General features: G+C 41.3%; 6 protein-coding genes and 1 pseudogene. 6 read left to right on the top strand and 1 reads right to left on the bottom strand.

Annotation, left to right across the window (positions count from 1 at the left end; genetic code table 11):
• Nucleotides 1–476, bottom strand: a pseudogene (locus tag U0M88_RS10340) (acetyl-CoA C-acyltransferase); the annotation flags it as partial.
• Nucleotides 477–748: 272 nt separating this feature from the next.
• On the opposite strand from U0M88_RS10340, the gene U0M88_RS10335 reads away from it, so the two are divergent.
• The 6 genes from U0M88_RS10335 to U0M88_RS10310 all read left to right on the top strand — a co-directional run.
• A complete protein-coding gene (locus tag U0M88_RS10335; protein WP_022789023.1) occupies nucleotides 749–1,888 on the top strand; it encodes an acyl-CoA dehydrogenase in 1,140 nt (379 codons plus the stop codon).
• A gap of 17 nt (nucleotides 1,889–1,905) precedes the next feature.
• Nucleotides 1,906–2,697 (top strand): electron transfer flavoprotein subunit beta/FixA family protein, encoded by a 792-nt coding sequence (locus tag U0M88_RS10330; RefSeq protein ID WP_022789024.1) that lies wholly within the window; start codon nucleotides 1,906–1,908, stop codon nucleotides 2,695–2,697.
• A gap of 15 nt (nucleotides 2,698–2,712) precedes the next feature.
• Nucleotides 2,713–3,741 (top strand): electron transfer flavoprotein subunit alpha/FixB family protein, encoded by a 1,029-nt coding sequence (locus U0M88_RS10325; RefSeq protein ID WP_331869755.1) that lies wholly within the window; start codon nucleotides 2,713–2,715, stop codon nucleotides 3,739–3,741.
• Nucleotides 3,742–3,754: 13 nt separating this feature from the next.
• A complete protein-coding gene (locus U0M88_RS10320; protein ID WP_022789026.1) occupies nucleotides 3,755–4,591 on the top strand; it encodes a 3-hydroxyacyl-CoA dehydrogenase family protein in 837 nt (278 codons plus the stop codon).
• 68 nt (nucleotides 4,592–4,659) lie between these two features.
• Complete coding sequence (locus tag U0M88_RS10315) at nucleotides 4,660–5,439, top strand: enoyl-CoA hydratase-related protein (protein WP_331869754.1); 780 nt, start codon at nucleotides 4,660–4,662, stop codon at nucleotides 5,437–5,439.
• Between the two features lie 15 nt (nucleotides 5,440–5,454).
• Nucleotides 5,455–5,855: CoA-transferase (locus tag U0M88_RS10310; protein WP_331869753.1), on the top strand; the 401-nt coding region annotated here is incomplete at its 3' end.

Genomic DNA, 5,855 nt, shown 5'->3' with positions numbered 1-5,855 from the left:
CCCATATGAATTCCATACATGGCATCGGTCAAACCATCGTGCAGCATAGAGTCGATCAATGTCATGTTTCCGCTTTTTACACCTTTACGAATGGTATATGGAGTTAGGAAAGGGGCGCGAGTCATGGATTCAACACCACCGGCTACATAAAGATCTCCAAAGTTAGCCTGAATGCGAAGGCAGGCTTCCATAACGGCTTTTAAACCAGATCCACATAACATGTTGATAGTCTGGGCGCATACTTCTACCGGTACACCGGCATTAAAGGCCACATGACGGGCGATGTTTTGTCCTAAACCGGCGGCGATAACGTTACCGATCAAAACTTCATCTAAGTTTTTAGGATCAATACCGGCCTGGGCAATGGTTTCCTTGAGGACAGTAGCGCCAAAATCGGCAACATCAACATCGGTCAAAGAACCCATGAAGGTTCCTACAGCGCTTCGTTTGGCAGCTACGATATAAGCTTTTCTCATTATTTTATCTTCCTTTCTGCTCGTATAAGAGACTTGTCACGCATAGAATAATCCAATTCAGAGGGGATGTCAACAAACTTGTGAAAAAAATAATAAGTTAATATTACTCGTGAAAAAGCGACTAAAAATAACTTGTTAATTTTTGCACAAACTTATTGACGGAAAGATTATAACTTTGTACAATAAACATGTATGAGAAGTTTTGAAACTTTTTTCATGCTTACGATATCCAAAAGTCGAATGGTTCAAAGAAAGAAAGGAGAACTTCATCTATGGATTTCAATTTAACAGAACAACAAAAAATGATGCAGAAGTTGTTCAGAGAAGTTGCGCAAAACGAAGTTAAAGAAAACGCAGCGGATGTTGACGAAAACGAACGTTTCCCTAAGGAAAGCGTTGAAGTTATGCGTCAGGCAAAAATGTTGGGAATTCCGTATCCACGTGAATATGGTGGTGCCGGAGCTGACTATTTGTCATACATTTTGGCCGTTGAAGAGCTTTCTAAAACTTGTGCAACAACAGGTGTTGTATTAAGTGCCCACACATCTTTAGGTACATGGCCAATCGCTCAGTTTGGTACTGAAGCACAGAAACAGAAATATTTACCGGATCTGTGTACAGGTAAGAAATTAGCAGCCTTTGGTTTGACAGAACCAAATGCCGGTACCGATGCAGCTGGTCAGCAAACTACGGCTGTATTAAAGGGAGATCATTATGTATTGAACGGTACAAAGATCTTTATCACAAATGCCGGAGAAGCTGATGTTTATATTATCTTTGCGATGACAGACAAATCAAAAGGAACACATGGTATTTCTGCTTTTATCGTTGAAAAAGGAATGCCGGGATTCACTTTTGGTCTTCACGAAAAGAAATTGGGAATCCGCGGTTCTGCCACAAGCGAACTGATCTTCAATAATGTAGAGATTCCGGTAGAGAACTTATTAGGAAAAGAAGGACAGGGCTTCAAGATTGCGATGATGACACTGGATGGTGGACGTATCGGTATCGCAGCGCAGGCTTTAGGTATTGCCCAGGGAGCTATCGATGAAGTTGTTCCTTATGTAAAAGCTCGTAAACAGTTCGGTCGTCCGATCTCTAAATTCCAGAATACACAATTCCAGTTAGCCGATATGCAGTGCAAAACTGATGCAGCTCGTCTGTTGGTTTATCGCGCTGCCATGGCAAAAGAAAATGGTGAAAAATATACGGTATTAGCTGCCGAAGCAAAATTATTTGCCGCTGAAGTTGCGATGGAAGTTACAACCAAAGCAATCCAGTTGATGGGTGGATACGGTTATACACGTGATTTACCAGTTGAAAGAATGTTCCGTGATGCAAAGATTACCGAAATCTACGAAGGTACTTCTGAAGTACAGCGTATGGTAATTTCTGGTGCGGTATTACGTTAGAAAGGAATTGTTGAAGTATGAAAATTGTCGTTCTAGTAAAACAGGTACCAGATTCTACTGAAATTACAGTAGATAAAAAGACTGGTACATTGGTTCGTGATGGCGTTCCAAGTATCATCAACCCCGATGATCTAGCTGGTTTGGAAGCTGCATTGGAATTAAAAGATGCCAATCCGGATGTAAAAGTAACTGTCGTATCTATGGGTCCTCCGCAGGCAAAAGGCATGCTGCAGGAAACAATCGCCCGTGGAGCAGATGATGCATATTTGATCACTGACCGTCGTTTGGGTGGTGCCGATACTTGTGCTACAAGCCGTACTTTGGCCGCTGCTTTAAAGAAAATCGGATTTGATTTGATCATTGCCGGACGTCAGGCTATCGATGGTGATACAGCTCAGGTTGGTCCACAGACAGCTGAACGTTTAGGATTGCCTCAGATCACATATGTTGATCAGATCATTGAACTGACACCGGAAAAAATTACGGTTAAAAAAGCCCTGGAAGAAGAAGAACAAATCTTAACTTCTAAGATGCCTTGTGTATTAACTACACTATCCGGAATGAACAAACCTCGTTATATGAACTGCGTTGATATCGTAGATTCTTTTGACAAACCGGTAAACATCATGACATTTGATGATTTAGATCTGGATCTTTCCGTTGTTGGTTTAGCTGGTTCTCCAACTAAGGTTCATGCGACATTCACAAAAGAAGTCAGCGCTGAAACAAAAACATATGAACTGTCTGCACAGGAAACTGCAGAATTGATTGCTAAAACATTGAAAGAAAAGCAATTGATCACGAAGTAGGAAGGGGAACACAAAATGGCAAAATTTGAAGGATACAAAGACATTTATGTATTTGTTGAACAGAAAAATGGAACCGTTGCCGAAGTTGGTTACGAATTGATTTCCGAAGCTAGAAAATTAGTTGCCAGCATTCCGGAAATGGGATATCAGGTTGTCGGTGTTCTGTTAGGTTCAAATATTACAGAGAAAGTACAGGATGTCATTGCACATGGTGCTGATAAAGTTATCGTTGTTGATGACGAATTATTAAAAGATTATTCTACACAGTTCTATACAGATGCATTAACACAGATCATCAAAGAATTTAAACCAGATTCTTTCTTGACAGGAGCTACAGTATTAGGACGTGATTTGGCTCCACGTGTTGCGGCTCGTATCAATGCCGGTCTTACAGCCGATGCTACTAAGATTGAAATCGATACAGAAAAAGCAAAAGACGGAGAAGCTTTATTACTGGTAACTCGTCCAACATTTGGTGGAAACTTGTTTGGTACCATCGTTTGTCCGGATACTCGTCCACAGATGGCTACGATTCGACCAAAAGTATTTGATATGGCTCCGGCTGATGCAAGCCGTACAGGAGAAGTTGTATCATTTGCTCCAAAATGGGAAACAACTGAACCAGAAGTTACCATCGACAAAGTTGTAGAAAAAATCGTTGAAGGTGTAGATATCACAAAAGCTAACATTCTTGTTGGTGCCGGACGTGGTGCGGAAGGATGTCTGGATTTGGTAGAAGCCTGTGCTAAAGAATTAGACGGTGTTGTTTGTGCAACTCGTGCCGTAGTAGAAGATGGATACATGGATAAAGCTTTACAGGTTGGTCAGACTGGTAAGACGGTTCGTCCAAGCTTATATATCGCTTGTGGAATTTCCGGAGCCGTTCAGCACGTAGCCGGAATGGAAAAATCCGATATGATCATCGCCATCAACCGTGATCCTCAGGCTGAAATCTTTACGATTGCCAACATGGGATTTGTCGGTGATGTCAACGAAGTATTACCTTTGTTAGTAGAAGAAATCAAAAAAGCAAAAGCTGCTTAAGGAGGAATTCAACATGACATTAAAAGTAGGTGTAGTCGGCGCCGGTACAATGGGACAAGGTATCGCAAATGCGTTTGCGACAGCTGGAAACCAGGTAACTGTAGTCGATGTGAAACTGGAATGGGCACAGAATGGTGTCAACAAGATTTTTGCTTCTAAAGACAAATTAGTCACAAAAGGAAAAATCTCTCAGGAAGCTGCCGATGCTGCCAAAGCAAACCTAAAAGCTGGTGAATATGCTGATCTGGCTGATTCAGATTTGATCGTTGAAGCTGTATTGGAAGTTATGGATGTGAAAAAAGAATTGTTCACAAAATTGGATGAAATCGTAAAAGACGACTGCATTTTCGGTTCTAACACGTCTAGCTTAAGCATTACAGAAATTGCCAATGGTATCAAACATCCGGTAATTGGTATGCATTTCTTCAACCCGGCTGATCGTATGAAATTAGTCGAAGTTATCTCTGGTGCTAATACACCGGCTGAAGTAAAAGACAAAGTCATCGAAATCTCTAAGGCAATCGGAAAAACACCGGTTGAAGTCAATGAAGGACCTGGATTTGTCGTAAACCGTATCTTAGTTCCAATGATCAATGAAGCAACTTTCATCCTTCAGGAAGGAATTGCTTCTGCCAGCGACATTGATACAGCAATGCAGTTAGGCGCTAACCATCCAATGGGACCTTTGGCTTTAGGCGATCTGATCGGTTTGGATATCGTTGAAGCAATCATGGACGTTCTGTATCATGAAACAGGAGATTCTAAATACCGTGCCAGCACCTTGTTGAGAAAAATGGTACGTGCCGGTAAATTAGGACGTAAGACTGGAGAAGGTTTCTACAAGTATTAATATTTACTTGAACCGATAAGGCGAACCGTTTCTGGTTTCGCCTTTTTTTCAAAAGAGAGGATACTATCATGGAAAATGTAATTTTAGAAAAACAAGGACATGTATCGATCATTACGATCAATCGTGAAAAAGCATTAAACGCATTGAGCACTGCCGTTTTAAAAGACTTGGAAGAAGCTGTCAATACCGTAGAAGCCGATAAAGATACTTATTGTGCCGTTATTACCGGTGCCGGATCTAAAAGCTTTGTAGCCGGTGCTGATATTGCAGAAATGAAAGATAAAACAGTAGAAGAAGCAGCTGAATATGGTGCTTACGGAAATAAGATCTTCCGTATGATCGAAACCATGCATTGTCCGGTCATTGCCGCTGTTAACGGATTTGCCTTAGGTGGTGGATGTGAATTGGCTATGAGCTGTGACATTCGTGTAGCCAGTGAAAATGCAGTATTCGGACAGCCGGAAGTTGGTTTGGGTATTACACCAGGCTTTGGTGGAACACAGCGTTTAGCTCGTTTAGTACCTGCTGGTATTGCCAAAGAAATGATCTTCACCGCACGCAACATCAAAGCAGATAAGGCTTTAGCGATCGGTTTGGTCAACAATGTTGTTCCGGCTGAAGAATTGATGCCAATGGTATTAAAAATGGCAAACGGTATTGCCAAAAATGCTCCAATTGCCGTTGCTTATGCCAAAAAAGCAATCAACAATGGTTTGCAGACAGACATTGACAGTGCCATTGGAATCGAAGTCAAAGAATTCTCCAGCTGCTTTGCCACAGAAGATCAAACCTATGGTATGGAATGCTTTGTGAATAAAGTAAAAGAAAAAGAATTTAAGAACAAATAGAAGGAGGTAGTTTCAATGGCAAAAATTTTATCAGCCGAAGAAGCTGTTTCTTTAATCAAAGATGGTGATACTGTCGGTATCAGCGGATTTATCGGAATGGGACATCCGCAGGAATTAAGTATTGCCGTAGAAGAAAGCTTTTTGAAAACCGGACATCCACGTGATTTGACCGTTATGTTTTCGGCCGGAATGGGTGATGGTACGGACCGTTTAGGTGCCAACCATTTAGGACATGAAGGCTTATTAAAACGAATTGTAGCCGGACACTGGGGATTGATCCCAACTTTCCAGAAGCTGGTTTTTGAAAATAAAGTAGAAGGTTATAACCTGCCTTTAGGAACCATTTCTTTGTTGTTCCGTGAAATTGCCGGTCATCGTCCGGGCGTTATTACTAAAATCGGTTTAAAAACATTCAT

It is taken from the genome of Faecalicoccus sp. (genome assembly GCF_036552745.1).
Classification (GTDB): domain Bacteria; phylum Bacillota_I; class Bacilli_A; order Erysipelotrichales; family Erysipelotrichaceae; genus Faecalicoccus.
The sequence above is the reverse complement of the archived record's forward strand: the minus strand, read 5'-3'. Positions and strand labels throughout refer to the sequence as shown.

Excerpts from the sequence above, each read along its gene's own strand:
- U0M88_RS10335 (WP_022789023.1), top strand. The coding sequence starts at position 749 with ATGGATTTCAATTTAACAGAACAACAAAAAATGATGCAGAAGTTGTTC.
- U0M88_RS10330 (WP_022789024.1), top strand. The coding sequence starts at position 1,906 with ATGAAAATTGTCGTTCTAGTAAAACAGGTACCAGATTCTACTGAAATT.
- U0M88_RS10325 (WP_331869755.1), top strand. The coding sequence starts at position 2,713 with ATGGCAAAATTTGAAGGATACAAAGACATTTATGTATTTGTTGAACAG.
- U0M88_RS10320 (WP_022789026.1), top strand. The coding sequence starts at position 3,755 with ATGACATTAAAAGTAGGTGTAGTCGGCGCCGGTACAATGGGACAAGGT.
- U0M88_RS10315 (WP_331869754.1), top strand. The coding sequence starts at position 4,660 with ATGGAAAATGTAATTTTAGAAAAACAAGGACATGTATCGATCATTACG.